This is a genomic window from Isoptericola sp. F-RaC21 (assembly GCF_038593535.1).
Lineage (GTDB): Bacteria > Actinomycetota > Actinomycetes > Actinomycetales > Cellulomonadaceae > Isoptericola.
Map to the genome: position 1 here is coordinate 47981 of NZ_JBCFYX010000004.1, position 25969 is coordinate 73949.

Annotated in this window: 24 protein-coding genes and 1 tRNA gene; 12 read left to right on the plus strand and 13 right to left on the minus strand. The window is 73.3% G+C overall.

The window, feature by feature from the left end:
* The first annotated feature begins 52 nt into the window (after positions 1-52).
* Positions 53-931, plus strand: coding sequence for a universal stress protein (locus tag AAG589_RS15025; protein ID WP_430568085.1), 879 nt, complete (start codon positions 53-55; stop codon positions 929-931).
* 22 nt (positions 932-953) lie between these two features.
* On the opposite strand, the gene AAG589_RS15030 is transcribed toward AAG589_RS15025, so the two are convergent.
* From AAG589_RS15030 to AAG589_RS15060, 7 genes are all read right to left on the minus strand, one after another.
* Positions 954-2171 carry a cystathionine gamma-synthase gene (locus AAG589_RS15030; protein ID WP_430568086.1) on the minus strand — a complete coding sequence of 406 codons (1218 nt, stop codon included), beginning with the start codon at positions 2169-2171 and terminating at the stop codon, positions 954-956.
* Positions 2172-2196: 25 nt separating this feature from the next.
* Positions 2197-3600, minus strand: coding sequence for a cystathionine beta-synthase (locus tag AAG589_RS15035; RefSeq protein ID WP_430568087.1), 1404 nt, complete (start codon positions 3598-3600; stop codon positions 2197-2199).
* 17 nt (positions 3601-3617) lie between these two features.
* Positions 3618-5651 carry an ABC1 kinase family protein gene (locus tag AAG589_RS15040; protein WP_430568088.1) on the minus strand — a complete coding sequence of 678 codons (2034 nt, stop codon included), beginning with the start codon at positions 5649-5651 and terminating at the stop codon, positions 3618-3620.
* A gap of 138 nt (positions 5652-5789) precedes the next feature.
* Complete coding sequence (locus tag AAG589_RS15045) at positions 5790-6260, minus strand: hypothetical protein (protein WP_430568089.1); 471 nt, start codon at positions 6258-6260, stop codon at positions 5790-5792.
* 195 nt (positions 6261-6455) lie between these two features.
* Positions 6456-7787, minus strand: a complete 1332-nt coding sequence (locus AAG589_RS15050) for an oligosaccharide MFS transporter (protein WP_430568090.1) — start codon at positions 7785-7787, stop codon at positions 6456-6458.
* Positions 7787-8803, minus strand: a complete 1017-nt coding sequence (locus AAG589_RS15055; RefSeq protein ID WP_430568091.1) for a glycoside hydrolase family 43 protein — start codon at positions 8801-8803, stop codon at positions 7787-7789. Before AAG589_RS15055 ends, AAG589_RS15050 begins: the two co-directional genes overlap by 1 nt.
* Before the next feature lie 203 nt (positions 8804-9006).
* On the minus strand, positions 9007-9630 hold the full coding sequence (locus AAG589_RS15060; protein ID WP_430568092.1) for a pentapeptide repeat-containing protein: 624 nt from the start codon (positions 9628-9630) through the stop codon (positions 9007-9009).
* Positions 9631-9667: 37 nt separating this feature from the next.
* Between AAG589_RS15060 and AAG589_RS15065 the strand changes: the two genes are divergently transcribed.
* Together AAG589_RS15065 and AAG589_RS15070 are read left to right on the plus strand one after the other, a co-directional pair.
* Positions 9668-10270, plus strand: coding sequence for an alpha/beta hydrolase family protein (locus tag AAG589_RS15065; protein ID WP_430568093.1), 603 nt, complete (start codon positions 9668-9670; stop codon positions 10268-10270).
* 137 nt (positions 10271-10407) lie between these two features.
* Entirely contained in the window at positions 10408-11700 is a 1293-nt protein-coding gene (locus tag AAG589_RS15070) for an ABC transporter substrate-binding protein (protein ID WP_430568094.1), read from the plus strand.
* A gap of 24 nt (positions 11701-11724) precedes the next feature.
* On the opposite strand, the gene def is transcribed toward AAG589_RS15070, so the two are convergent.
* Positions 11725-12411, minus strand: coding sequence for a peptide deformylase (def, locus tag AAG589_RS15075; protein WP_430568095.1), 687 nt, complete (start codon positions 12409-12411; stop codon positions 11725-11727).
* Positions 12412-12513: 102 nt separating this feature from the next.
* Between def and AAG589_RS15080 the strand changes: the two genes are divergently transcribed.
* The 3 genes from AAG589_RS15080 (at position 12514) to AAG589_RS15090 (ending at position 15427) form a co-directional block, all read left to right on the plus strand.
* Entirely contained in the window at positions 12514-13200 is a 687-nt protein-coding gene (locus AAG589_RS15080) for a UdgX family uracil-DNA binding protein (protein ID WP_430568096.1), read from the plus strand.
* 110 nt (positions 13201-13310) lie between these two features.
* Positions 13311-14036 (plus strand): ABC transporter ATP-binding protein, encoded by a 726-nt coding sequence (locus AAG589_RS15085; protein WP_430568097.1) that lies wholly within the window; start codon positions 13311-13313, stop codon positions 14034-14036.
* The gene (locus AAG589_RS15090; RefSeq protein ID WP_430568098.1) at positions 14033-15427 is read left to right on the plus strand and encodes an FtsX-like permease family protein; all 1395 of its coding nucleotides are present in this window, start codon (positions 14033-14035) and stop codon (positions 15425-15427) included. The genes AAG589_RS15085 and AAG589_RS15090 overlap by 4 nt, the downstream gene beginning before the upstream one ends.
* Before the next feature lie 42 nt (positions 15428-15469).
* On the opposite strand, the gene AAG589_RS15095 is transcribed toward AAG589_RS15090, so the two are convergent.
* A complete protein-coding gene (locus AAG589_RS15095) occupies positions 15470-15781 on the minus strand; it encodes a DUF3467 domain-containing protein (protein WP_430552441.1) in 312 nt (103 codons plus the stop codon).
* Positions 15782-15855: 74 nt separating this feature from the next.
* Between AAG589_RS15095 and AAG589_RS15100 the strand changes: the two genes are divergently transcribed.
* From AAG589_RS15100 to AAG589_RS15120, 5 genes are all read left to right on the plus strand, one after another.
* Positions 15856-16560 (plus strand): TetR/AcrR family transcriptional regulator, encoded by a 705-nt coding sequence (locus tag AAG589_RS15100; protein ID WP_430568099.1) that lies wholly within the window; start codon positions 15856-15858, stop codon positions 16558-16560.
* A gap of 1 nt (position 16561) precedes the next feature.
* Positions 16562-17545: an aldo/keto reductase gene (locus tag AAG589_RS15105; protein ID WP_430568100.1), complete on the plus strand. Its 984-nt coding sequence runs from the start codon at positions 16562-16564 to the stop codon at positions 17543-17545.
* A 582-nt stretch (positions 17546-18127) separates the two neighbouring features.
* The gene (locus AAG589_RS15110; RefSeq protein WP_430568101.1) at positions 18128-18544 is read left to right on the plus strand and encodes a hypothetical protein; all 417 of its coding nucleotides are present in this window, start codon (positions 18128-18130) and stop codon (positions 18542-18544) included.
* A 310-nt stretch (positions 18545-18854) separates the two neighbouring features.
* Entirely contained in the window at positions 18855-19313 is a 459-nt protein-coding gene (locus AAG589_RS15115; RefSeq protein ID WP_430568102.1) for a hypothetical protein, read from the plus strand.
* 290 nt (positions 19314-19603) lie between these two features.
* On the plus strand, positions 19604-20713 hold the full coding sequence (locus tag AAG589_RS15120) for a tyrosine-type recombinase/integrase (RefSeq protein ID WP_430568103.1): 1110 nt from the start codon (positions 19604-19606) through the stop codon (positions 20711-20713).
* A 60-nt stretch (positions 20714-20773) separates the two neighbouring features.
* On the opposite strand, the gene AAG589_RS15125 is transcribed toward AAG589_RS15120, so the two are convergent.
* Positions 20774-20849: transfer RNA gene (locus tag AAG589_RS15125), tRNA-Thr, on the minus strand.
* A 147-nt stretch (positions 20850-20996) separates the two neighbouring features.
* Here AAG589_RS15125 and AAG589_RS15130 point away from each other — a divergent pair.
* Entirely contained in the window at positions 20997-21923 is a 927-nt protein-coding gene (locus AAG589_RS15130) for a PrsW family glutamic-type intramembrane protease (RefSeq protein ID WP_430568104.1), read from the plus strand.
* On the opposite strand, the gene AAG589_RS15135 is transcribed toward AAG589_RS15130, so the two are convergent.
* The 3 genes from AAG589_RS15135 to AAG589_RS15145 form a co-directional block, all read right to left on the minus strand.
* On the minus strand, positions 21878-23467 hold the full coding sequence (locus AAG589_RS15135; RefSeq protein ID WP_430568105.1) for an alpha/beta hydrolase: 1590 nt from the start codon (positions 23465-23467) through the stop codon (positions 21878-21880). The genes AAG589_RS15130 and AAG589_RS15135 overlap by 46 nt on opposite strands.
* A 139-nt stretch (positions 23468-23606) precedes the next feature.
* On the minus strand, positions 23607-24203 hold the full coding sequence (locus AAG589_RS15140; RefSeq protein WP_430568106.1) for a hypothetical protein: 597 nt from the start codon (positions 24201-24203) through the stop codon (positions 23607-23609).
* The gene (locus tag AAG589_RS15145; RefSeq protein ID WP_430568107.1) at positions 24200-25885 is read right to left on the minus strand and encodes an enoyl-CoA hydratase-related protein; all 1686 of its coding nucleotides are present in this window, start codon (positions 25883-25885) and stop codon (positions 24200-24202) included. The genes AAG589_RS15140 and AAG589_RS15145 overlap by 4 nt, the downstream gene beginning before the upstream one ends.
* Between the last annotated feature and the right edge of the window lie 84 nt (positions 25886-25969).

Here is a 25969-nt window from a genome sequence, read left to right on the forward strand (position 1 = left end):
CGCAGGTCAGGGCACGGACGGCCGACGCACGACGAGAGAGTCGGGGTGACCGATGCGCGGCATCGTGGTCGGGGTCAACGGTTCGGTCGAGTCGGACGAGGCGCTGGACTGGGCGGTGCGGGAGGCCGCGTCGGCCGGCGTGCCGCTCACGCTGGTCATGGTGGCCGCGGGAGCCGGCAAGGGCGCGGACGCCGCCGCTCACGAGGCGGCGCTGGCGCCGGTGCGCGACGAGGCGCAGGGCCTGCTCGACGCGGCCCGCGCGCGGACCGGGGTCGACGTCGAGGGTGCGGTCGTCGCGGCGCCCGGCCCCGCGGCCGACCGCCTGCTCGAGCACGGCGCGGACGCCGACATGCTGGTCCTCGGCCGGCGCCGCCGCGGACGGATCGGGCGGGCCGTGCTCGGGTCGGTCTCGACGGCCGTCGTGGAGCACGCCGTCGTGCCCGTCACGGTGGTGCGCCACGGCAACCCTGACGGGAGCCCGGAGGACGACGTGCCCGCCGAGGCGACGCCGCGCATCGTCGTCGGCGTCGACACCTCGGCCCCGAGCGTCGCCGCGCTGCGGCACGCGTGCCAGGTCGCCGGCCGCACCGGGGCGTCGATCGACGCCGTCTTCGCGTGGCAGATCACCACGCTGGCCCCGCTGCCGGGCTCGTGGGGCTGGGCGCCGCCGGTCGACGACTACGAGAAGTTCGCGGCGGACTCGCTCGCCGAGGCGGTGCGCTCCGCCGGGGTGACGCTGCCGCCGGAGCGCCTGACCCGCCGGGTGGCGCACGGCCAGGCCGCCAAGCAGCTCGTCGCCGCGGCGCAGGGGGCCGAGCGGCTCGTGGTCGGCGCGCGAGGCCTCGGCGGCTTCGACCGGCTCCTGCTCGGGTCGGTCAGCCGCCAGGTGCTCGACTTCGCGCCCTGCCCCGTCACCGTCGTCCGCGGCTGACGGGTCCGTCGCCGCGGCGAGGTCAGGCGAGCGCCTGCTCGAGGTCCGCGACGAGGTCCTCGACGTCCTCGATCCCGACGGACAGGCGCACCAGGTCGTCGGGCACCTCGAGGGACGTGCCCGCCACCGAGCCGTGCGTCATCCGTCCGGGATGCTCGACCAGCGACTCGACGCCGCCCAGCGACTCGGCCAGGGTGAACACCCGGGTCCGCGCGCACACGTCGAGCGCCTTCGCCTCGCTGCTCGCCCGGAACGACACCATCCCGCCGAACCCGCGCATCTGGCGGGCCGCGACGTCGTGCCCCGGGTGCGACGCGAGGCCGGGGTAGAGCACCTCGGTCACGGCCGGGTGGCCGGCGAGGAACTCCGCCACGGCGGCCGCGTTCGCCTGGTGGCGGTCCATGCGGACCGCGAGGGTCTTGAGGCCGCGCAGCGTGAGCCACGCGTCGAACGGGCCCGCGACGGCGCCCGACGAGTTCTGGTGGAAGCCGACGGCGCCCGCGACGTCCGTGCCGCCCGCGGGCGACTCGAGCCCGCCCGGCAGCGCGGCGCCGGCCGCGACGACGAGCGCTCCCCCGACGACGTCGCTGTGCCCGCCGACGTACTTGGTGGTCGAGTGGACGACGACGTCCGCCCCGAGCGCGAGCGGCTGCTGCAGGTATGGGGTGGCGAAGGTGTTGTCGACGACGAGCAGCGCGCCGGCGTCGTGCGCCACGCCCGCGAGCGCCGCCACGTCGCTCACGCCGAGCAGCGGGTTGGTGGGCGTCTCGACCCACACGACCCGGGTCTCGGGGCGGATCGCCGCGCGGACCGCCTCGACGTCGGCGAGGTCGACGGGCGTGTGCGCGATCCCCCACGGGCCGAAGACCCGCGCGATCAGGCGGTACGTGCCGCCGTACGCGTCGTCCGGCACGACCACGTGGTCGCCGGGGCGCAGCACCGCGCGCAGCAGCGTGTCCTCGGCGGCCAGGCCGGACGCGAACGCGAACCCGCGCTCGCCCTGCTCGGCCGCGGCGAGCGCCTCCTCGAGCGCCGTGCGCGTCGGGTTGGCCGAGCGCGAGTACTCGTACCCGCCCCGCAGGCCGCCCACGCCGTCCTGCTTGTACGTGGAGACCTGATGGATCGGCGGCACGACCGCGCCCGTCGTCGGGTCCGGGTCCTGGCCCGCGTGGATGGCGCGGGTCGAGAAGCCGGACGTCGTCCAGTCGGGGTGCGCCCGACCCTGCTCGCTGTGGCTCACCCGGCCAGACTACGCACGAGCGTGGTCACCGGCCCGCGACGAACCCCAGGAGATCGTGGCGGGTGAGGACGCCGACGGGGTCGCCGTCCTCGACCACGAGGAGCGCGTCGGCGTCGGTGAGCGCGGCGCGCACCGCCTCGACGCCCTCGCCGGCGCCGATGAGCGGCAGGCGCGGCTGCATGTGCGCGTCCACACGGTCGGCGAGGGACGCGCGGCCGGAGAAGACGGCGTCGAGCAGCGCGCGCTCCGTCACGGCTCCCGCGACCTCGCCGATCTTCACGGGCGGCTCCGCGCCGACGACGGGCATCTGCGAGACGCCGTACTCGCGCAGGATCTCGATGGCATCGCGCACGGTCTCGCTGGGGTGCGTGTGCACGAGGTCGGGCAGCCGCCCGTCCTTGGCGCGCAGGATGTCGCCGGCGGTGACGCCCTGCTCGTCGGGCAGGAACCCGTACGACCGCATCCAGGTGTCGGAGAAGATCTTCGACAGGTAGCCGCGGCCGCCGTCGGGCAGCAGCACGACGATCACGGCCTGGGCCGCGGCCGCGGCGTCCTCCTCCTCGAGCCGCCGCGCGAGCCGCAGCGCCGCGGTCACCGCCATCCCGCACGACCCGCCCACCAGCAGGCCCTCCTCGCGCGCGAGGCGGCGCGTCATCGCGAACGAGTCGGCGTCGGTGACGGCGATGACCTCGTCCGGGACGGACGGGTCGTAGGCGCCCGGCCAGAAGTCCTCGCCGACGCCCTCCACGAGGTACGGCCGGCCGTCCCCGCCGGAGTAGACCGAGCCCGCCGGGTCGGCGCCGACGATCCGCACCGGTCCGCCGTCGGCCCGCTCGGCGGAGATCTCCTTGAGGTAGCGGCCCGTGCCGGTGATGGTGCCGCCCGTCCCCACGCCCGCGACGAAGTGCGTCACCCGGCCGTCGGTGTCCGTCCAGACCTCGGGCCCGGTCGACTCGTAGTGCGACAGCGGCCCGTTCTGGTTCGCGTACTGGTTGGGCTTCCAGGCACCGGGGATCTCGGTGACCAGCCGGTCGGAGACGGAGTAGTAGGAGTCCGGGTGGTCGGGCGGGACGGCGGTGGGCGTCACGACGACGCGCGCCCCGTACGCCCGCAGCACGTCGCGCTTGTCCTCGCTCACCTTGTCGGGGCAGACGAAGACGCAGTCGTAGCCCTTGCGCTGCGCCACCAGGGCGAGGCCCACGCCGGTGTTGCCCGACGTCGGCTCGACGATCGTGCCGCCGGGCCGCAGCTCGCCGGAGGCCTCCGCCGCCTCGATCATCTTCAGCGCGATGCGGTCCTTGACCGACCCGCCGGGGTTCACGTACTCGACCTTGGCGAGGATCGTCGCGCTCAGACCCTCGGTGACACGGGTGAGCCGGACGAGCGGGGTGTGCCCGACGAGCTCCGAGATGTGCTCCGCGTATCTCATCTGCCGATCATGCCGCGCTACCAGCGATCGCGCGTGGTGCCGCGGAAGGCGAGCACCAGCACCCGCACGGCGAGCACCGTGCCGACGAACCCGAGCGCCGCGCCGAGCACGGTGAACCACGGCAGCTGCGGCGCGAGCATCGGTCCGCCGTCGGCGACGAACAGCACGACCGCGCCGACGACGGCGCCCACGGCCACGAGCGTCATGATGACCTGCTGCACCAGGCCGGAGAGGAAGGCGCGGTCCGCCGGGTCGGAGAACGCCCGCACGGTGACGGTGAATCGGCCCTCCTCGAGGTCGCGCAGCAGCCCGGTGACCCGGCGGGGCAGGCGTTCCAGCTCCGGCGCGAAGCCCAGCAGCTGCTGCGTGGCCTTACGACGCACCGTCTCGGGCGTGACCAGCCGGTGCAGCAGCGGCCGGCCGTGGTCGCGGGCCGCCGCGACGAGGTCGTAGCCCGGGCTGAGCAGGCCGAGCGTGCCCTCCAGCGACGCGAACGTGCGGAACGCGGCCGCGACCTGCGGCGGCACCGCGATCCCGGCGGCCGTCACCAGGCGCACGAGCGCGCCGAACACCGCTCCCGCACCCGCACCGGCCCGGAAGCGCAGCACGAGCTGCCCCACCTCCCGCTCCAGGCGCCGCGCGTCCAGGCCGGGCGGGGCGTCGAGCAGCTCGAGCAGGGCGTCGGTGGCCGCGATCGCGTCGTCGCCGTCGATCGCCAGCAGCAGCGCGCCGAGGGCGATGCGCTCGGGCTCGCCGAGCCTCCCGACCGACCCCATGTCCAGCAGGCCCAGCCCGCCGTCGGCCAGCACGAGCACGTTGCCCGGGTGCAGGTCGGCGTGGAACGTGCCTGCGACCAGCAGCTGGTCGAGGGAGGCGCGCAGCAGGCGGTCCGCGAGGGCGCCGCGGGCCGCGTCGTCGAGGCGCGCCAGCACCGCCTGCGCCTGGCCGACCGGGACGCCGTCCAGCCGCTCGAGCACGAGCAGGGTGTCGCTCGACGGGCCCTCGACCACCTGCGGCACCACGACGAGCGGCCCCGACGACGCGCCGTCGTGCGTCGTGACGCCGAGGGCGGCGCGCAGCGCGCGGGTGTTCTCCGCCTCCACCGCGTAGTCGAGCTCCTCCCGCAGCGAGGCGGCGAAGCCGTCGGCCAGCGCGACGACGCCGAGGGAACGCCCCCAGCCCGTGTCGCGCTCGGCGCGGCGCGCGAGGCGGCCGAGGATCGCGAGGTCCGTCGCCACCTGCTCGCGCGCGCCCGGGCGCTGCACCTTGACCACGACGTCGCGCCCGTCGAGCAAACGCGCGGCGTGCACCTGCCCGACCGACGCCGAGGCGAGCGGCTCCGGCTCGAATGACGCGAAGACCTCGGCGACGGGGCGGCCGAGCGACCGCTCGACGACGGCCTCCACCTGGTGCCACGGCGCCGGCGGCACGTCGCTCTGCAGCGTCGCGAGGGTCTCGGTGACGGCGTCCGGCAGCAGGTCGCGCCGGGTGGAGAGCATCTGGCCGAACTTCACGAACGTGACGCCCGCGTCGGAGAGGGTGTCGCGCAGCCCGACGGCGAGCCGGCGGACGTCCGAGCGCGACGTCGTCGGGCCCTCGCGCCGGTTGCGACCGAACGCGCCGCCCAGCCCGTGCCGGACGGCGATGGCCACGACCTGCGCGTAGCGGCGCGTCTCGCGGCGCCCCTGTCGCAGCCGCCGGACCGCGCGCCACGGCGTGGGCAGCGTGCCCGTGGGCACCAGCAGCTCCAGCACGAGCAGCACGCACAGGCCCAGCACGAACGCCCAGCAGAAGACGAGGACGATCCCGACCAGCGCGACCCACGGGTCGACCTCGAGGGTGCCGTCCCCGCTCCACCAGCCCGCCGCGCGCAGCCCGCTCGTCAACGCGGCCGACGCGCCCGAGATCGCCGCCAGCGAGACCAGGGCGGCCCGGATCCAGCCGACCGGCGCGCCCATCACCCGCCGCGCCGTCCACGCGAGCAGCACCAGCATCGCCACCGTCGACACGAACGCGAAGACCGCGCCGACCACGCCGCCTATCGCCTCCATGCCCACCCCGTCGTCGCCCGCTCCATGGCGCCCACTCTTCCGGACTCCGCCCCCGTCCGTCGTGCCGAACAGGTGGTTGCGCACGTTTTGAGCGCTCAGAACGTGCGCAACCGCCTGTTCGGCCTCGACAGGGAGGTATCAGGCGCGGGCGGCCCAGGTGGCGAGGCCGACGGCGACGGCGTCCTCGGCGAGCGCGGCGGGCAGGTCCGGCCACCCCCGGCTCGCGACCACCGACCGCCAGGCCGCGCCCGTGAAGGTGCCGGCCGCCCCGCCCGCGGCGCCGGCGACCACCGAGGCGACCGTGGACGCCGCGCCGGCATGGTGGCGGCGCGCGAGGAGGAGGCCGCCGAGTCCCCCGCTCGCGGCTCGCGACTGCGGGCCGGGGCTGTCGAGGCGGCTCGGCGTGGCGGGCAGCTTGTCGCCGACGAGCTCGCCGGCGACGGCGAGGCCCGCGAGCAGGCGCGGCAGGCCGGCCGGACGGCGGAGGCGGTGGGTGGGCAGCCGGTGCGCCGGTACCGGGCCGAGCAGCGGGGCGGCGACGCCGAGCGTGGCCCGCGACCCCGCCGCGAGGCCCAGCGCGAGAGAACGGAGGACGAGCGGTGCGGTCATGCGCCCACCCTGGCACCGCTCGCCCCGCCCCGCCGAGGTAGTTCACACCCCCGCGAGGTAGTTCAATTCCCCGCGAGGTAGTTCGAGCCGGGCCCGAGACAGTTCGAAGCTCCGCGAGGTAGTTCACCTCGGCAGGAGAGGAACTACCTCGCGGAGCTTCGAACTACCTCGCGGGGACTTGAACTACCTCGGCGGTCAGCGGGCGGGTGCGACCTCCGGGGCGGGGCCCGCGGCGTCGCCGACGGGGTCGGGCCGGTTGCGGTCGTTGCCCATGAGGAGGCTCGACACGAGGAGCACCACGAGCGCGACCGCCCCCATGACGAGGTACGAGCTCGAGAACCCGATCGCGTCGTATGAGAGCCCGAAAACCCAGGAGAAGATGAAGACGCCGATCTGCTTGGCGGTGTTGAAGCCGATCATGTACGCCGTCGCGGAGATGCGGACGTCGAACATCCGGGTCAGGTACTTCATCACCGACACCAGCATGAGCGGCATCTCGATCGCGGCGAGCAGGCGCCAGACGATCAGCAGCTCCGTGGAGGTGAAGAACGCGGAGCCGACGACGCGCACGACGAGCACCAGCGCGAAGATCTGCAGGCCGCGCTTGGCGCCGATCTTGTTGATGACGAACGGCATCGCCACCATGACGGCGGCCTCGAGGAGGATCTGCACGAACACGACGCGGGAGAACAGCACCTGCGGGTCGAGCGTGCCGGTCACGTGCTCGCCGAAGTAGATGGCGAACTGCTGGTCGAAGACGTCGTACAGCGCCGCCGTGCCGAACATCAGCACCATGAACCCGACGAACGACCGGTCCTTGAGCAGGCGCTTGACGGTGCCGGAGTCGACCTTCGGCTTCTTCTCGGCCTCGGCGGCCACCTGGGCGTGCGCCGCGGAGTCCGCCTTGGGCGTGCGGGCGGCGAACAGCAGGGCGCCGAGCACGATCGCGGAGAACGTGCCGACCCACCAGATGTTGTCGGGGTTGGCCGCCCAGATGAACCCGCCGACCAGGGACGCCGTCGCGCCGGCCAGGGAGCCGAAGAGGCGCACGTGCCCGTACTCGAACCCGTTGGCACGGGAGTTGCGCTCGTTGAACGCCTCGACCACGCCGACGCCGGAGTTGAGCACCAGGGACAGGAAGATGCCGCCCACGACGGCGCCGAGCACCTGGTTGGCGCCGACGATCGGCGGGAAGACGAAGGCAAAGAACGGGCCCATGAGCGCGCCCATGACGACGACGAACGCGAACAGGTTCTTGCGGAACCCGAGGCGGTCCTGGATGTAGCCGTACAGGGGCTGCAGGCACAGCGCGGTGAGCGCCATCATCGAGTTGACCAGGCCGATGTTGCCCTTGGTCATGCCCATCTCTTCCTCGAGCCACGGCGCGAGGAACGTCATCACCAGCTGCCAGATGGCGAAGTAGAAGAAGAACAGACCGCCGAAGTTCCAGAACGAGAGCTTCTTGAGCGAGTCGCGGGCCCGGGGCTTGGCGGGGACGACGCCGGCGGACGCTGTGGTGGTGGTCATCAGAACTCTCCGGACGGAGCGAGGACCTCGGTCGAGGTCGGGGTGGGGCGGGTGTCGGGCACGGGCGTGCCCCACACGGGGTTGCCGTCCGCGTCGAAGGGGAGAACCTGGGCGCGGGCATGGCGGTTCGGGTCCCACAGCGGGTCGCCGGAGATCTCGGTGTACGTGCGTGCGTGGTAGACGAGGACGGCGTCGCCGTCCGGCGTCTCGGTGAACGAGTTGTGGCCCGGGCCGTACTGGCCGACGGACGGGTCGGAGACGAAGACCGGCTCGGCGCTCTTGGTCCACGACGCCGGGTCGAGGAGGTCGGCGTCCGCGTCCGCGGTGAGCAGGCCCATCGCGTAGTCGATGCCGGTCGCGGCGCCGGAGTACGTGAGGAAGACGCGACCGCCGCGCACCAGGACGGACGGGCCCTCGTTGACCCAGAAGCCCTTGATCTCCCAGTCGAACTCCGGGCGCGTCAGCTCGACGGCGGGCGTCGCGAGCGTCCACGGGTTCGCCATGCGGGCGATGTACAGGTTGGAGTGGCCGCGCACCGTGAGGTCCTGCTGCGCCCAGACCAGGTACTGCGCCCCGTCGAGGACGAAGCTCGTGGCGTCGAGGGCGAACGACTCCCAGCCCGTGTCGACCTGGCCGCGCTCGGTCCACTCGCCCTCGAACGGGTCGTCGGCGGTGTTCTCCAGCACGAAGATGCGGTGGTTGAACGTCTCGTTCTCGCTCGGCGCGTCCACCGTGCCGTGGTCGACCGGCGCCGCGGCGTAGTAGATGTACCAGGCGCCGTCCACCCGGTGGATCTCCGGGGCCCAGATGAGCTGCGACTGCGGACCGCTGGCGTGCTTGGTCCAGATCGTCACCTCGTCGGCCTTCTGCAGGTCCTCGAGACGGTCGGCGCGGCGGAGCACGATGCGGTCGTACCGCGGGTGCGAGCCCGTGAAGTAATAGGTGCCCTCGTGCCGGAGCACGCACGGGTCGGCGCGCTGCAGCACGATCGGGTTGACCGTGACCTGGTCCGTCATTGGTGTCTCATCCTCCGGTGTCCTGCACTGGTCCGGCAGAGCGCATCGGGCGCTGCTCCACGAAGAATGTAAACGATGTAAACCACTGGTCGAAGTGACGTGGGCGACGTCCCTCCCGGGATCGGCGCCATGACCAGGCCGAAGGGGCGCGCGGTGTGACGAGGCCCACGACGACGACGCCGTGAGCGGGCCCCGGCGAGGCGTCAGGGCGTGACGACGAGCCCCAGCGACTCCGCCAGCACGACCGCCTGCGCCGGGTCGACGACGGCGCCGGCCAGGCGGGCCGTGCGAGGGTCGAGCGCCGACAGGTCCGAGCCGCGCAGCACGGCCCCGCGCAGGTCGACGTCGGCCAGCTCCGCGCCGGACAGGTCGACGCCGATCACGGTGGCCCCGGACAGGCGGGCGCCCACGAGGTCGGCCTCGCGCATCCGCAGCCCCTCGAGGTGGACGCCGTCGAGCGCCGCCCGGTGCAGCATGACGAACGACCAGTCGCCGCGCTCGGCCCGCAGCAGGTCGAAGCGGCAGTCGTCGAAGCGGGAGCCCACGAGCTTGCAGCCCTCGAACGACGCGTCGAACAGGTTGGCGCGGCTGAACGTGCACCCCGTGAACGCCGAGTCCCGCCATGCCGACGCGTTGAACCGCACGCCGCGGAACGTGCACTCGTCGAACGTGGCGCCGGTGGCCGTGACCTCGGTGAGGTCCACCTCCACCAGCTCCACCCGCTCCAGGATCGCGCCGGACAGGTCGAGCCCATACCAGTCCTCGCCGTGCACGCTGCTCCCAGGCTCGATGGCCCCCGGCCCGGATCCCCGCTCGACGTCGCTCATCCCCCGGACGCTACCGCCGGCTTGCGACACTGGACCCGTGCCCGACACGACGCCGACACCGCCGACAGCACTGCCGCCCCGTGGCCTGATCCTCACCCCGGGCGCGGGCGCGAGCCGCGACCACCACACGCTCGTGGCGGTGGAGCGGCGGCTGGCCGCGCTCGACCCGCCGCTGCCCACCGAGCTCGTCGACTTCCCGTACCGCCTGGCGGGCAAGCGGGTGCCCGACCGACCGCCGGTCGCCGTCGCGCACCTGCGCGCGGAGGCGGCCCGGTTCGCCGGCTCGCTCGGCGTGGGCACCGACGCGCTCCTGCTGGGCGGCAGGTCGTACGGCGGGCGGATGTGCTCGATGGCGGTGGCCGAGGGCCTGCCCGCGGCCGGGCTCGTGCTGCTCAGCTACCCGCTGCACCCGCCGGGCAAGCCCGAGCGGCTGCGGGTCGAGCACTTCGGCGACCTCCAGGTGCCGGTGCTCTTCGTCTCGGGCGACCGCGACCCGTTCGGCAGCCCCGAGGAGCTGGCCGAGCACGCCGCGGCGATCCCCGGCCCCGTCACGACGGTCACGCTGCGGGGCGCCCACGACGTACGCGGCAAGGATGACGACGTCGCGGCCGCCGTCGCGGACTGGGCGCGCACGCTCTGACCCGCTCGCGACCGCATGTCCACCGATGCGCGCTTTTGTCCGCTCGCGCTCGGTGCGCCCCACGGCCTGCCAGCATCTGTCCCGTCACGACCGTCGCCCGACGGCACAGGTGAGCACATGTGAGCAAGGAGGCCCTCATGTCCACGAGCAAGCTCCGACGCCCCGGCGTCGCGTTCCTCGCCGTCGGCGCCCTGGCGGCGCTGACCGCCTGCAGCGGCGACGACGCCTCCGGCGGTGGCGGCGAGGACGTCACCCTCACGTTCGCGTGGTGGGGCGACGCGTCGCGCGCCGAGCGGTACGAGAAGGCGATCGACCTCTACGAGGAGAAGAACCCGCACGTCACGATCCAGTCGTCGTACGCCGGGTTCGGCGACTACTGGACCGCCCGGAACACCGAGGCCGCGAGCGGCTCGCTCCCGGACGTGTTCCAGATGGACGTGTCCTACCTGTCGCAGTACGGCGGCACCGGCCAGATCGCGCCGCTGGACGAGTACACCGAGAGCGGCGCCATCGACGTCTCCTCGTTCCCGGAGTCGGTGATGCCCGCGGCGAAGGTCGACGGCCAGATCTTCGGGGTCCCGACCAGCACCAGCGGGTTCGCCACCTTCGTCAACACCGGCCTGCTCGACGAGCTCGGCGTCGACGTGCCGGACGGCGACCTCACGTGGGACCAGTACGACGACGTCCTGGCCGCCGTCGGCAAGGCCGGCAAGGAGCACGACCCCGTGGTGGGCGGCGCCGTGGCGTACACCCAGGTGTGGTCGGTCTTCGAGGTCTGGCTGCGCCAGCAGGGCAAGGCGCTGTTCACGCCCGACGGCGCGCTCGGCTTCGACGAGGCCGACCTGGCCGCGTGGTGGCAGCGCGGAGAGCCGCTGTTCGAGGACGGCGGCTTCGTGGACCAGGCCCGCGTGGAGCAGCTGTCCGGCGAGGACGCGCTCGGCACGGGGATCTCCGCGAGCGAGATCAGCTGGTTCAACTTCCTGGTGCGCTATTCCGAGGGCAGCGCCGAGGGCGACTTCGCGATGCTGCTGCCGCCGGCCGACGACGCGGGCCACCGGGGGCTGTACCTCAAGCCGTCGCTGGAGCTGTCGATGTCGGCGAACACGGAGCACCCCGACGAGGCGGCGAAGTTCATCGACTTCATCGCCAACGACCCCGCCGTGAGCAAGGAGTTCGGGCTGTCCCGCGGCGGCCCCATCTCGCAGGCGGCCGCCGACGCGCTCGACCCCGACGAGCTGGACCAGCAGATCCTCGACTACGCCGCCGAGATCGCCGAGGTCGCGGACGAGACGCCCCCGCCGCCGCCCGAGGGCGCCGGCGCCGTCGAGGTCGAGTTCACCCGCATCGCGCAGGACATCGCGTTCGGCTCGACGAGCCTGGACGACGGCGTCAAGGAGTTCTTCTCCGTCGCGCCGGGCATGCTGGGCTGAGCCGCACCCCCCGCGGGCGGTCGGTCACCGGCCGCCCGCGGGCCGCTCGGGATACTCGGCGGGCTTCTTGCCCAGCTCGACGGCGAGCTCGCGCCGCCCGGCGAGGATGTCGGCCCGCTCCTCGTCGCGCTGCCGCAGCGCGTCCGCCTGCAGCTCGGGCGAGAGGTGGTCCCAGTACAGGGTGCCGTCCAGGTGCTGCGTCTCGTGGATGAAGGCGCGGGCGAGGAAGCCGCGGCCGGTGAGCTGCACGGGGCCGCCGTGCTGGTCGACGCCGCGCACGGTGGCGGCGCCGGGCCGCTCCAGCGGCTCGTACGCGCCGGGCACGGACAGGCAGCCCTCGTCCTCGGTCTCCGGCTCGGCGTCGTGGTCCATCTCGAGCACCGGGTTGACGACGTGCCCCACGTGCCGGTCGCCCCGTTCGTCGGTGACGTCGTAGACGAACAGCCGGATCCCGACGCCGACCTGCGGCGCCGCCAGACCGACGCCCTCGGCGTTCTCCATCGTGGCGAACATGTCGTCGACCAGGCGCGCGAGCTCGGGGGTGGAGAACTCCTCGACGGTCGCGGCCGGGGCGTGCAGCACCGGCTCGCCGATCTCGGTGATCCGCAGCACGCGGCCACGCGCCGCCTCCGGCGCCTGGGCCGGGTACGGGTCGGCCGGCTCCCCCAGCAGGTACGTGGTGGGCCGACGTCGTCCGAAGCTCCAAGCCATGGCACGAAGCCTAGGTGAGGTCGCCGCTCGCCCGCCCCGCCCGGCGAGCACGCGGCGGGAGCGCCATCCTGGCAGCGCCTGCCGTCGACCCCGGAGGTGCCCGTGCCCCGCTCCCCTGACCGCCCCGGCGCCGGACGCTGGGTGCCCGACGGCGCCGAGCGGGGCGACGTCGACGCCCTCGCCCAGGCTGCCCACGCATGCCGCGGCTGCGAGCTGTGGCGCGACGCCACCCAGGTGGTGTTCTCCGCGGGGCCGCCGGATGCCGACCTCGCGCTCGTGGGCGAGCAGCCCGGCGACCGGGAGGACCGCGAGGGCGAGCCCTTCGTCGGGCCGGCGGGGCGCGTGCTCGCCGACGCGCTGGACGCCGCCGGCGTGGACGCGGAAGCCGTCTACCTGACCAACGCCGTCAAGCACTTCCGGCACGTCGAGCGCCCGGAGCGGGGCAAGCGCCGGCTGCACAAGACGCCCGACGTCGCGCACGTGCGCGCCTGCCTCCCGTGGCTGGAGGCCGAGCTGGCCGCGGTGCGGCCGCGCGTCGTCGTGGCGCTCGGCTCCACCGCCGCCCGGGCCGTGCTGGGCGCCCCGACCCGCATCGGCGAGGTGCGGGGCCAGGTGCTCGACGTCCCCGAGGACGGCCCGCTCGCCGCCGTACCCGCCGTCGCGTCCGTCGTCGTGACGACGCACCCATCGTCCCTGCTGCGGCTGCGCGACCGGTCCGGCTGGGACGACGCGTTCGCCGCCCTGGTCGCCGACCTGGGCACCGCGGCCCGGGCCGCCCGCGGAGCCTGATCCTCCGGGGTGTCCCGGACCCGGGTCATACCCCAGGGGGACGCCGGCCCGGGCCGAATCCGCTCGTGGTCCGACGCGGCCGGCGGGTCGCCGCGGGCACTGTAGGTGTCATGACACCTCTGCTGAGCGCGCGCGGACTGACGATGCAGTACCCCGGCGGCACCACGCCCGCCCTGGACGCCGTGGACCTGGACATCGCCGCGGGCGAGTCCGTGGCGATCATGGGCGCGTCCGGCTCGGGCAAGACGACGCTGCTGCACTGCCTCGCCGGGATCCTGCGGCCCACGGCCGGCTCGGTGACCTTCGCGTCGGCGCAGGGCCCGGTGCGGGTGGAGTCGCTCGACGACGGGGAGCGCTCGCGGCTGAGGCGCGAGGAGCTCGGCTTCGTGTTCCAGCAGGGCCTGCTGCTCGACGAGCTCACCGCGCTCGAGAACGTGGCGGTGGCCCGGATGCTCGCCGGCGTGCCGCGCGGGCAGGCGGAGGCCGAGGCCGCGCAGTGGCTGCAGTACCTGGGCCTGGCCGGCCTGGAGCAGCGCCGCCTCGGCGAACTGTCGGGCGGGCAGGCGCAGCGCGTCGCGATCGCGCGCGCCCAGGTCACCGGGGCCCGGCTGATCTTCGCGGACGAGCCCACCGGCGCGCTGGACTCCGCCACCTCCGTCGAGGTGCTGGACCTGCTGCTGTCCGCCACCCAGCAGGGCCGCACGCTGGTCGTCGTCACGCACGACGCCGACGTCGCGCGCCGCTGCGCCCGCACCGTCGTCCTGCGCGACGGGCGGGTCGTCTCGGACACCGCTGCCGCCGCCCCCGCCGTTCCCGCGACCGAGGTGTCGCGATGACCGCCGCCCCGGCCGCCCTCCCCGGCGCCCGCCCGGCGGGCGCGCTCACCACGGCCTGGCGCCTGGCTCCGCTGTTCGCCCGCCGGCGCGACGGCGACCGGCTCGCGACCGTCCTGCCCGTCGCCGCGTTCGCCGTCGTGACCGCGCTGCTGCTGGTGGTGCTGGGCGGCGCGCAGGCCTTCTTCCGCTGGGACGACGACCTGGCGTTCACCTACGAGGCGTTCGCGATCATCGCCGTCGTGCTGCTGCTGGTGCCGCTCGCCACGGTGGGTGCCTCGGCGGCGCGGCTCGCGGCGCGACGCCGCGACGAGCGGCTGGCATCCCTGCGGCTGCTCGGCGCGACCACCGGCACCATCACCGTGCTCACCGTGCTGGAGGCCGCGGCGACCGCCCTGGTCGGCGCCGTCGTCGGCGTCGCCGGGTACGCCGTCCTGGCTCCCGTGGTCGGCCTGCTGCGGTTCCGCGGCGAGGCGCTCGGTTCGCAGATGTGGGTGCCGTGGTGGTGGCTGCCGCTCGCCGTGCTCGGCGTCGGGCTGCTCGCGGCGGCGAGCGCCGTCGTCGGCCTGCGCGCGGTCGTCGTCACGCCGCTCGGCGTGCGCACCCGCCAGCGCGCGGGCACCGCGCACTGGGTGCGCGTGCTGATCGCCGTCGGCGTGCTCCTGCTCGGCATGGTGCTGATGCAGATGCTGGGCGTGCTCGGGAACCTGGGCGGCGTCGTCGCGATCATCGCGACGCTGGCCGCGATCTTCGGCGGCATGCTGCTGGCGCTCGACGCCCTCGGGCCGTGGTTCGTGCGGGTGCGGTCCCGGCGGCAGGCGCGCAAGGCCCAGACCGTGCCGAAGCTGCTCGCCGCCCGCATGGTGCTCGAGGACCCGAAGGCCGCCTGGCGGCAGGTGAGCGGCGTCGCGATGACCAGCTTCGTCGGCGTCTTCGGCGCCGTCGGCCTGGCGCTGACGCACATGACGTCGACCGAGGGCATGGACGCGGACGAGAAGTGGCTCATGCAGGACATCTCGACGGGCGTGCTCGTCACCGTCGCGATCTCGTTCCTCATGGTCGCGTGCTCGGTGGGCATCAACCAGGCCGCGGGCACCCTCGACCGCGCGGCCGTGCACGTCTCCCTGGACCGGCTCGGCGTGCCGCGCTCGGTGATGAGCGAGGCGTCGCGGCGGGCCGTGATGTCGGCGCTGTGGATGGTGGCCGGCGGGTCCGCCCTCTGCGCGGCGGTCCTGATCTTCCCCCTGGTCGGGATGGCGATCTTCATCCAGCCGATCGCCATCGCCACCGCCCTGGCCGTGTTCGCGCTCGGGTTCCTCGCCGTCCGCGGCGCCGCCGCGCTGAGTGCGCGCCTCGTGCCGGGCATCCTCGCCCGGCCCGAGCGCGCGCTCTGACCGTCCGCCGGTCGAGCCTGTCGAGGCCCGGTTCCGAGGGACTCAGCCGGCGGAGCCGTCGGTCTTCTTGCCCGTCTCCCGCTCCCACGCGTCGAGCTGCTGGGTGAGCGCTCGCGCCAGCTCGAACACCTGCTGCGGCGGGATGCGCACGCGCGAGACCACCCGCCCCGGCACCACGCGGCCGGTGACCGCCCCCGTGTCCGGGTCGGTCACCGGCTGCGGCGGTTTCGTGGCCGCGACGAAGTCGATGACGAACGACGTCGACGTGTGCCACAGGGACGCGAAGTCCGCCGGCACACCGCCCTCCAGCTCGGTGGGGACGTCGATCTTGAACTTCACCTCGTTGCTCGCCATGGGCCTACTCTCGCACCGGCGCTTCGTATACCGATGATTCACATCTGGCCCATACGAGCGTACCGTCGGTACACATGGAGTCCGGTAGAGATCGCCTGATCGAGGCGGCACGTTCGATGCTGGCGGCGCAACCGGGGCGCGTCCCGAGCACCCGTGAGCTGTACGAGGCGGCGGGCGTGGCCGCCCCGACGCTGTATCACCACTTCGGCGACAAGGACGGCCTCCTGCAGGCCGTGACCGAGGCGGCATTCGCCGAGTATCTGGAGCGCAAGCGGGCGGTTCCGCGGAGCGATGACCTGCTCGCCGACTTCGCGGCGGGCTGGGACATGCACGTGGGATTCGGGACGGAGAACCCGGCCCTCTATGCCCTCATGTACGGGCCTGCGGACCACCGGTCCCCCGCTGCCCGGACGGCCGAAGCCGAGCTGCGCCGCGGCCTCGAGCGGCTAGCAGACGCGGGACTGCTCCGCATGGAGGTGGACGAGGCCGTCGACCTCACGACCGCGATGGCGGTGGGCTGCGTCATGCGGCTGATCCACGACGGCGGATCCGCGACCGTGCCGCTCGCCGACACGATGCGCGCGGCGCTGATGTCCGAGCTGACGGGGCGCGCCCAGGAGCCCGGTTCCCCCGAGCACACCGCGGCACTGCTGCTCGCTCGGCTCGGCTCGGCTCCTGCGCTGTTCACCTCGGCAGAGGAAGCGCTGCTGAGGCAATGGCTGCGCACCCTCGCCGACCGCGTCACGACCACACACGACGCACCGGACAAGGAGGAATGAGATGACCATGTCGGCCGACGAGAAGTTCACGCCCACCCACCTGCTGGGAGGAACTGACCGGGTCGCCCGTCTCGGGTACGGCGCCATGCAGCTGGCGGGCCGGGGAGTCATCGGACTGCCCGACGACGTGCTCGGCGCGATCGACGTGCTGCACGGCGCGGTGGAGCAGGGTGTGCAGTTCTTCGACACGGCCAACGCCTACGGGCCCCGCACCGTCAACCAGCTCATCGGGCGGGCGCTCAGCCCGTACTCCGACGATCTCGTGATCGGGAACAAGGTCGGAGCCCGACGCGGTCCTGCGGGCGAGTGGTTGACCGACAGCCGCCCGGAGATCGTGCGCGCCCAGGTCGAGGACGCCTTGCTCGACCTGCGGGCCGAGGCCAGCCAGCTCACCTACCTGCGCCTGCGGGGCGACGGTCAGGCGCCCGGGGCCTCTCCCGGAGACGAGGTGCCGCTCGAGGACGCGCTCGGAACCCTCGTCGAGCTGCGCGACGAGGGCAAGGTCCGCCACATCGGCATCTCTGGCGCTTCGCCCGAGCTGCTGGAGCGCGCACAGCGCCTGACGCCGATCGCGGCGGTGCAGAACCGGTTCAACCTCATCGATCGCAGTGGCGTCGAGGTGCTCGCGGCGTGCGAGCGTGACGGCATCGCCTTCGTCCCCTACTTCCCTCTCGCGACCGGAGCGCTCGGCGATCCGCCCGCGCTCACCCGACCGGCCCAGCGTCTCGGCGTCTCGACGTCGGCGGTCGCCCTGGGCTGGCTGCTGCGCCGCTCGCCGGTGATCGTCCCGATCCCGGGCACCTCGTCCCTCGAACACCTCACGGACAACCTTCGCGCGACCGAGGTCGCTGCTGCACTGACCGAGGAGGAGGTCGACGCGCTGACGGCCGTCGAGGACGAGAAGTCCGCGTCCCTGGACACGATGTCGACCCAGATGATCGACGCCCTCACCCGCCGCCGGCGAGCATCTGCGTCCCGCCGGTAGAGGCTGACGGCCGACCCGGTATCCCGGGCCGGGCTCAGCAGCGGCCGAAGCGGCCAGCAACGGCAGCCGTGGTCGAGGCCGACGCGTGGGGCTCGTGGGGCGCCTGACATGCGAGAAAACCCCCGCGGACTCCGGACTGTTGGTCCAGGTCAGCGGGGGTTTCCGTGGTGGAGCCGCCTGTCGGAATCGAACCGACGACCTATTCATTACGAGCGCCTGTGGACGGTTCCGAGGCCCGATTTTCGGCGTCATTCCGTGCGCATCGGGTGCGCTCGACGCCCCTGTTGCAGGGTCGGGGGTGCGCGGGGGGTGCGCGTTCGAAGGGGCGGGGACACTCGGAGGCGCCGTCCCGATAGCGGAGCACAAGAGGTCGTCGGAGGCCCGGGTCAAGGGTGGCCGCAGGCCATCGCGCAGCGACGCCGAAGGCGCCCTTGACGCGGTCCGGAGACGGCCGGATGCTCGGCTGTCGGTGCGGGGCCGGACGGCCACCTTCCACTACCGTTCTGCCACCGGCTGTCTCGCCGGCTCGGACGCCGGAAGGGAAGAGCTGTCGTGAGGTCGGTGCCTAGTCAGCCTGCCTGGGTGGACCGCATGAACGCCTGGACGAGGAACTTTCGGCTCTGGGCGTTTCCGTTGCTGGGACCGCCGACCCTGGCGGCTGCCCTCCTCGTTCCGATCCCGCCAGCGGCGTTCGTTCTCTGGCTCACCGCACTGACTCCGGGGACGCTCGTCCTGATGTCGGTGCAGGCACGGAAGCGACGCTTGCACCCCCAGGCAGACGCGAAGACGTTCCTCCGGATCGCTGTCGCCCTAAGCGCCGTCGTGCTGGCGCTCGTCGCGACGTTCTACGCGCTGCGACATTGGGGGCCAGTCCCCGGCGCCATCGGAGCTGTGGCCTCGTACGGGCTGATGTGGATCGCCGCCCGGCACGTTGCGGCACAGATGGACGCGAGGCGGCGGGGACAGGATGCGATAGCACCGGCGACTGCGGCCGAGTGATGGCAGCAGAGCCATCTCCGAGTGCTACACAACGAGGCGGCTCCGAGAATGACTCGGGCCGCCTTCGTCGTGTCGTGGGAAGCCGGACGGGTGGGGTGCGCGGAGCGAGCTTGCGAGCGGAGCGCGGGGCCCCGCCCGGGAGGCCGACCCGCGCGGCGGAGCCGCGCGCTTGAGTCAGTAGAGAAAGTCCTCACCGCCAAGCCCGCGGACCGCTGTCTTGAAGCGGGACCTGCTAGACACATCTGTCTCAGGACGTGCTTGACGGCCCTGGCTCGGCGACCGATGCTTCGACCCAGCGTGGCGCTAGCCTGTGCAGCTCATCGAAGGGAGGCAGGTGATGCCCTGGCGACCTGAAGGGAGCGCGTTCGATCGCGATCCCAGCCTCGACATTTTCCGAGACAGCGTGGCCCAGGTCTTCGATGACTCGACGACCGGATTCGTCGTCTTCCGAGTCGAGCCGAGGTGGACCCGGACCGGCGGGTTCCTCAGGTGGACCAGATGGGCGCGCGGCGTGGAGTATGTCGAGTTCATCGAGACTCTCTGGCTGAACGCTGCCGACGCGCCCGACCCTGACAAGGTGGTCAGCGAGGCGGGGTGGGCTGAATCGCCTTCCCGGTGGCTTGATGAACTGAGGAACGGTCAGTACGGCTTCTACGAGAACTCTGGTGATGCGGAGGACCCCGAGCAGGAGCGGATGCTGCGGGTTCGGTGGCTCGAGGGGGCCGAACGCGCGAAGGCAATGGACGGGTGGGGCTTCGGGACGGCCTGACGATCGGACGTAACCAGCTCGTCCGATGCGACGCCTGGCCCGCTCCCCCCAGCCGGGCGTCAAGCACGTCCTGAGACAGATGTGTCAAGCAGGTCCCGAGACAGGACAAGGCCGCGGACCGCTGAACCCCTCAATTTCCTAGTCCAGATGTCGCACATCAGATGGCGCGCCGATATCGCACATAACCCGACGCAGGGCAAGGCAGCGGTCCTTACCGCCAGTCGATCCCGTCTTCGATTCGCACGTCGCGCTCATCCTCGCGAGCCCCGTCAAACCGATACTCAGTGGCCATGACGGTCCGCAAGACGCCGAGCGGCCGGTTCCGGGCGCAGCTCAAGAGCGGACGTGAGTTCGTCACGTCGCGGACGTTCGGCACCAAGCGCGAGGCCGATGCGTGGCTTCGTCGCAAGCGTGCCGCGCTCGACGGCGGGTACGACCCGCGCGCCGGCAAGGAGCGCACGAGCCTCGTCCTGAAACGGTGGCTCGCGGTGCGGGAGCGGACGGTCGCGCCGACGACCTATTACGCCGACAAGAACATGGCCCGGATCATGCCGACGAGCATGCGGAACGTGCACCTGTCGGCCATCACCGAGCGGAAGGTGGCGCGGTCGTTCGAGCTGCTGCTGTCGCAGGGCCTCGCCGAGTCGTCGGTGGTGCGCTTCCGGGCGAGCCTGTCGGCGTTCTACGCCTGGTGCCTGCGGGAGAAGCTGGTGAGCAGCAACCCGGTGACCGGCGTCCGGGTCCCGAAGGGTTCGGCCGAGGTCGACGAGATGGACCCGTTCACCGAGGACGAGCTCGAAGCGGCGTACCTGGTCTGGGCGCAGAAGGACGAGCGGATCGCTGACGTGCTGCTCGTCATGGGGTGGACCGGGCTCCGCTGGGGCGAGATGCGCGCCATGCAGGTCTCGTCGTTCCTCGAGGTGCCGACGCCGGCGCTGATGGTGCGGCGCAACCAGCCCGAGCGGTACGCGGTGAAGTCGACCAAGGGCCGGCGCACTCGTCGGGTGCCGGTGGCGAACCGGGTGCTGCCCATCGTCCGGGAGTTCGCGGCGGGCAAGTCGTCGCGCGACCTGCTGTTCACGACGTCGGGCGGCGCGCAGTTCTGGCGCACCCAAACGCTGCGCGCGCTGGACTGGTCGGTGAAGGACGCGGCGGGGCACGACGTCGGGACCGGTCGGGGACGCCGTCTGCACGACCTGCGGCACACCGCGGCGTGCCTGTGGCTGGCTCGTGGCGTGGACCCGAGGACGGTCCAAGCGTGGTGCGGGCACGAGTCGATCGCGACCACGAACCTGTACGTCCACTTCCTCGGGACGGGGGCCGATCGGGCCGGTCTGGAGAGGCTGAATCGGGGCCCGGGGAGCGCGGGGGGTGCGCGAGATGACCGCAGGGGTGCCTGACATGCGGAAAGCCCCCGCCTTCCCTGGACCGATGGTCCAGGTCAGCGGGGGTTCTCGTGGTGGAGCCGCCTGTCGGAATCGAACCGACGACCTATTCATTACGAGTGAATCGCTCTACCGACTGAGCTAAGGCGGCGTGCTGCGCACCGGCGTGCTGCCGGATCAACGAGCGCGCCTACAGTACCTGACGCGCGGGGCCGTCTCCAAAACGCGCGGCAGCCGCCTCCTCCGACGCCGCCGCTTCCGCGCGACAGGCCGCGCTGACCTCCGCATACTCGTGCCCATGCAGCCCACGACGTCGCAGAGCTCCGCCATCATCACGGGCCGAGGGTGGTGGTGGAAGACGCTCGTCCTCGGCGTGCTGCTCTGGGCGGTCACCGCCGCCGTGACGTTCGGCACGCAGAACTCGAACCTCATCCCGACGGTGATCCTGCTGGGCAGCTTCCTGGTGCCGTTCAGCGTGGTGTTGTTCGTCGTGGAGAAGGCGCACGGCTCGATCGACATCATGCTGCTGCTGGCGGCGTTCTTCTTCGGCGGCATCTTCGGCGTCCTGGGCGCGTCGATCCTGGAGTCGCACCTGTCGCCGTCGCTGTGGATCTACGTGGGCGTGGGCGCGATCGAGGAGGCCGTGAAGATCGCCGTCTTCCTCGTGGTGGGCGCGCGTGTGGCCGAGAAGACGGGGCTCAAGGGCGCGCTGCTCGGCGCGACGGTCGGCGCCGGGTTCGCGGCGTTCGAGTCCGCGGGCTACGCGTTCAACGCGAGCCTGACCCGCCTGGGCCAGATCGACCTCAACGCCCTGCTGCAGACGGAGGCGGTGCGCGGGCTGCTCACGCCGGTCGGGCACGTGCTGTGGACGGCGATCCTGGGCGCGGCGATCTTCGGCGCGGCGTCCGCGGCCGGCAAGTACCGCTTCACCGGGGGCGTGCTGCTCGCCTACGTCGTCGTGGTCGCGCTGCACGCCGCCTGGGACTCGATGGGCTTCATCGCCGCGTACCTGGCCCTCAAGGTCACGGGCGGCCTGCACTACGAGCTGGCCTACGGGCAGCTGCTGCCGGTCGCGGCCGACAACGCCTCCACGTGGTCCACCGTGTTCTACGTCGTCGGGCTGGTCGTCATCTCCGTGCTCGGCGTGCTCGCCCTGCGGCACTGGTCACGCACCGGCCGTCAGCAGGTGGCGCCCGCCTTCGGCACGTCGCCGTCCACCAGGTAGGACTCGACGGCGTCCGCCACGCACGGCCGCGACGGCGAGTAGGCGGTGTGCCCCTCGCCCTCGTAGGTGAGGAGCGTGCCGGAGTCCAGCGTCTTCGCGAGGCCCTCGGCCCACACGTACGGGGTGGCCGGGTCGTTGGTGGTGCCGACCACGACGATGGGCGGGGCGCCCTTCGCGTGCACGTCGAACTCCTGCTCCACCTCGGGGTACTTCGCCCCGGCGCAGGTCAGGCCGCCGTAGCCGAAGAACGAGCCCATGGTCGGCGCGTCCTTCTCGATGGCGGCCGCGTCGGCGCGCATCTGGTCGACGTCGGTCGTGGCGCGGTCGTCCAGGCAGCTCACCGCGCGCATGGCCTCCTCCGAGTTCGAGGAGTAGCTGCCGTCCGCGTTCCGGTCGAAGTACTGGTCGGAGAGGTAGAGCAGCACGTCGCCCGTGCCCTGGTTGATCGCCTCGTCGAGGCCCTGCGTCAGGGCGGGCCAGCTGCCCTGGTTGTAGAGCGTGACGGCGATCCCGTAGAACGCGAGGCTCTGGGTGACCGTGCGGTCGGACGTGGACGTGGGGTACGGCCGCTCGTAGGCGTGGTCCAGCACCTGCCGGATCTGCCGCATCCCGTCGTCCACCGAGCCGGTCAGGGGGCAGTCCGCCCCCGCCTGGCAGTCCTGCACGTACGCCCGCAGCGCGTTCTCGAACCCGACGGCCTGGCCGTGGGAGATCTCCTCCGAGCTCAGCGTGGTGTCGATCGCGCCGTCCAGCACCAGCCGGCCCGCGCGGTCCGGGAACAGCCCGGCGTACGTCGCGCCGAGCTGCGTGCCGTACGAGAAGCCCAGGTAGTTCAGGGCGTCGTCGCCGAGCACCGCGCGCAGCATGTCCATGTCGCGGGCCGCGCTCTGCGTGTCCACGTGGCCGAGCACCTCGCCCGAGTTCTCGGCGCACGCCGCGTTCCACGCCTCGTACTCGGCCTTCATCGCCTCGAGGCCGGCGTCCGTGCTGCGGTCGAAGTCCTTGGCGAGCGACTCGCCCTTGCGCGCGTCGTCGAAGCACGTCACGCCGCTCGAGCCCTGCACGCCCCGCGGGTCGAACCCGACGATGTCGAACGCGTCCTGGAGCTTCTTCCCGAACGTCGAGCCGCCCGCCTGGGCGTCGTTGCGGACGAAGTCGACGCCCGACGCGCCCGGACCGCCGGGGTTCACCAGCAGCGAGCCCTCCGGGTCCTTGCCGTCCGCCGGGTTGCGCACCAGGGCCAGCTCGATGCTGCCCGCGTCCGCGTCCTGCCAGGACAGCGGCGCCGACGCCGTCGCGCACTCCAGCCCGTCCTCGCAGTCCTTCCACTCGAGCGTCTGCCCGTAGTACTGCTCGAAGCCGTCCGGCGCCTGCGACGCGGCCGGGCCCGACGCCGAGCCCACCGGCGACTGCTCCTTGGCGGGCGCCGTGCACCCGGCGAGCAGCAGCGCCCCGGCCGCGACGACGACGGCGGCGGTACTGCGGAGGCTCGAGCGGCGAGCGGTCGTGCGGCGGGCGGTCGGGCGGCGCTCGTCGGAGATCACCCGCCCAACCTACCGTCGCTCACGGACTGCCCCGGACGTGCCGTCCCACCAGGCGAACCGGGTCTCGACAGGCTCGACCGACGTCCAGAACCGGGTCTCGACAGGCTCGACCGACGTTCACAACCGGGTCTCGACAGGCTCAGTCGGCGGCCGGGACCCAGGCGACCGGGCCCGCCTCGCCGTCCGCCGCGCGGGGCGTCACCTCGACCTCGCCCAGGTCGCCGAGCCGGACGGTGACGGGCGCCCCGGCGTCGGCGTCGGGCGGGACGGCGACGGCGCTCGTCGTCGGGGCGTAGTCCATCGTGCACGGGCCCGGGTCCGGCTCGACCATGCCCACGTCGACCGCCTCGTGGGCGCCGTCCCAGCCGGCCTCGGCCTCGGCGAGCCGCGGGCAGGAGCTCGACCCGTACGTCACGACCAGCAGCACGCCCGGCGTGGGCGACCACGCCGCCCCGGCCGGGCTGTCGAACGTCCCCTGGGCGCCGTCGGGCAGGCCGCGCTGGTGCTCGCCCGGCGCCGGCGCGGCCGGGCCCTCTGTCGACGGGTCGGCCGACGGCTCCATGGACGGGTCGGCCGACGGGCTCGACGACGGCGACGCCTCGGCGGACGACGCTCCCGAGGACGGCCCGCCGCCCGGCGAGCCGCCGGACGCGCAGGCCGTCACGAGCACCGCGAGAGCCGCCGCGGCGCCGGCCAGCAGGGGGCCGCGCAGGGCGCGGAGGGTGCGGTCGGTCACCCGGCGACCGTCTCGCGGACGTCCGCGAACCGCAACCGCTCGGGCGTCGCCTGCGGGGCGGCCTTGCGCAGGAAGTCGCGCCGCTTGGCCGCGAACCCGCGCCGGTCGTCAAAGAGGTCCCGCGCCATCTCGGCCAGCTCGATCGTGCGGTAGTACGACAGGGGCCGGCGGGGCGCGCGCACCTGGGCGCCGGCGGCGGCCTCCGCCCGCCCCGCGGGCGTGGCCAGCGCGGCGGCGCGGTCGGCCAGCCACGCGCCGAACCGCTCCGGGTCGCGCGGGCCGACGGCGTCGACCAGGCCGATCCGCGCGGCCTCCGCGACGGACACCGGCAGCTTGGCGCTCAGCAGCCGGTCCGCGTCGACCTCGCCGAGCCGGGACGCGACGGTCCACGTGTGCAGCTCGGAGCCGAAGATGCCCATGTCGTAGTACGGGTTGAGCACCACGCCGTCGCGCGCGACGACGACGTCCGCGCACAGCCCGGCCATCACGCCGCCCGCGCCCGCGTTCGCGGTGAAGGCGGCGACGGTGAGCTGGTCGGCCCCGGCGATCGCCTCGCACAGGTCGTCGATGGCCTGGATGTTGGCCCACGCCTCCGCGGCCGGGTCGTCGGCCGCCTCGATCGCGCCGAGGTGGATGCCGTTGGAGAACGCGTGCTCGGTGCCGCGCACCACGAGCACCCTGGTGTCCTCGGTCAGCGCCTTCTCGACGGCGGTCGTCAGGCGGCGGCACTGCTGCGTGTGCATCGCGCCGCTGTACGACCGGATCGTCAGGTAGCCGACGTCGCCGTCGCGCTCGTAGACCGACTCCGCGAGCGCGGCCGGCGCCGGCCGGAAGGGCACGCCGGCGACGTCGAGCACCCACGCCGCGGGCAGCTTGGTGCCGCGCTTCTCGGCCAGGGTCGCGGCGTACCCGACCCACAGGGTGCCGTCGCCCGTGGCGATCGCGACCGCGTCCTCGTCCCGGCCGACCAGCGTGCCGGGCGCCGCCGCCGGGTCCACCGCCTCGGGGACCGCCACGGCATCGAACAGGCAGAAGCGCGCGCCCTGCAGCGTCACGGGGGCGCCGGGGGCGCCGTCGGCCGCGGCGATCGTGCGCGCCAGCTCGGCGGCCGGAAGAGACGGGTCGAGCTCGAACGCGGCCCGGCGCAGCAGCGGCAGCTCGCCCGTGCCCGGCACCTCCCGCTCGAGCCGGTCGGCCGGCGTCGGCTCCTCGCCGGCCGCGACCTTGCGCAGCACCTCCTCGACGCACGCCAGCGCGGCGTCGGCCACGAGGCCGTTGTACAGGGCGCTCTTGGCGACCGGGACCTCCGGCAGCGCGAACGTCGACGTCGCCCACACCGGGCCGGCGTCCATCTCCTCCACCGTGGACAGCGCGGTGACGCCCCAGCGGTCGCGGCCGTCCAGGATGGCGTGGTCCAGCGACGACGGCCCGCGGTCCCCGACCGGGCCGGGGTGCACGACGACGGTGGTCCAGCGCCGCCACACGTCCTCCGGCACGCGGTGCTTGAGGAACGGCGCCAGGATCAGGTCCGGCCCGATCTCCTCGACGCGCGCCGTGAGCTCCTCCGGCGAGCCGAACGTCGGCGCCAGCTCGACGCCTACGTCGTGGCCCCGGTCCGCCAGGTACCCCCACACACGCTGCGTGAGCCCGTTGAACGCCGAGACGAGCAGCAGGATCCTCATGCCAACCCCCAGTCAGGTCGCGGGGCCACCATGGCCCCCGCCGCGGAACACCTCACCGCATGAAGGGGTGATGAGGCAACTGTC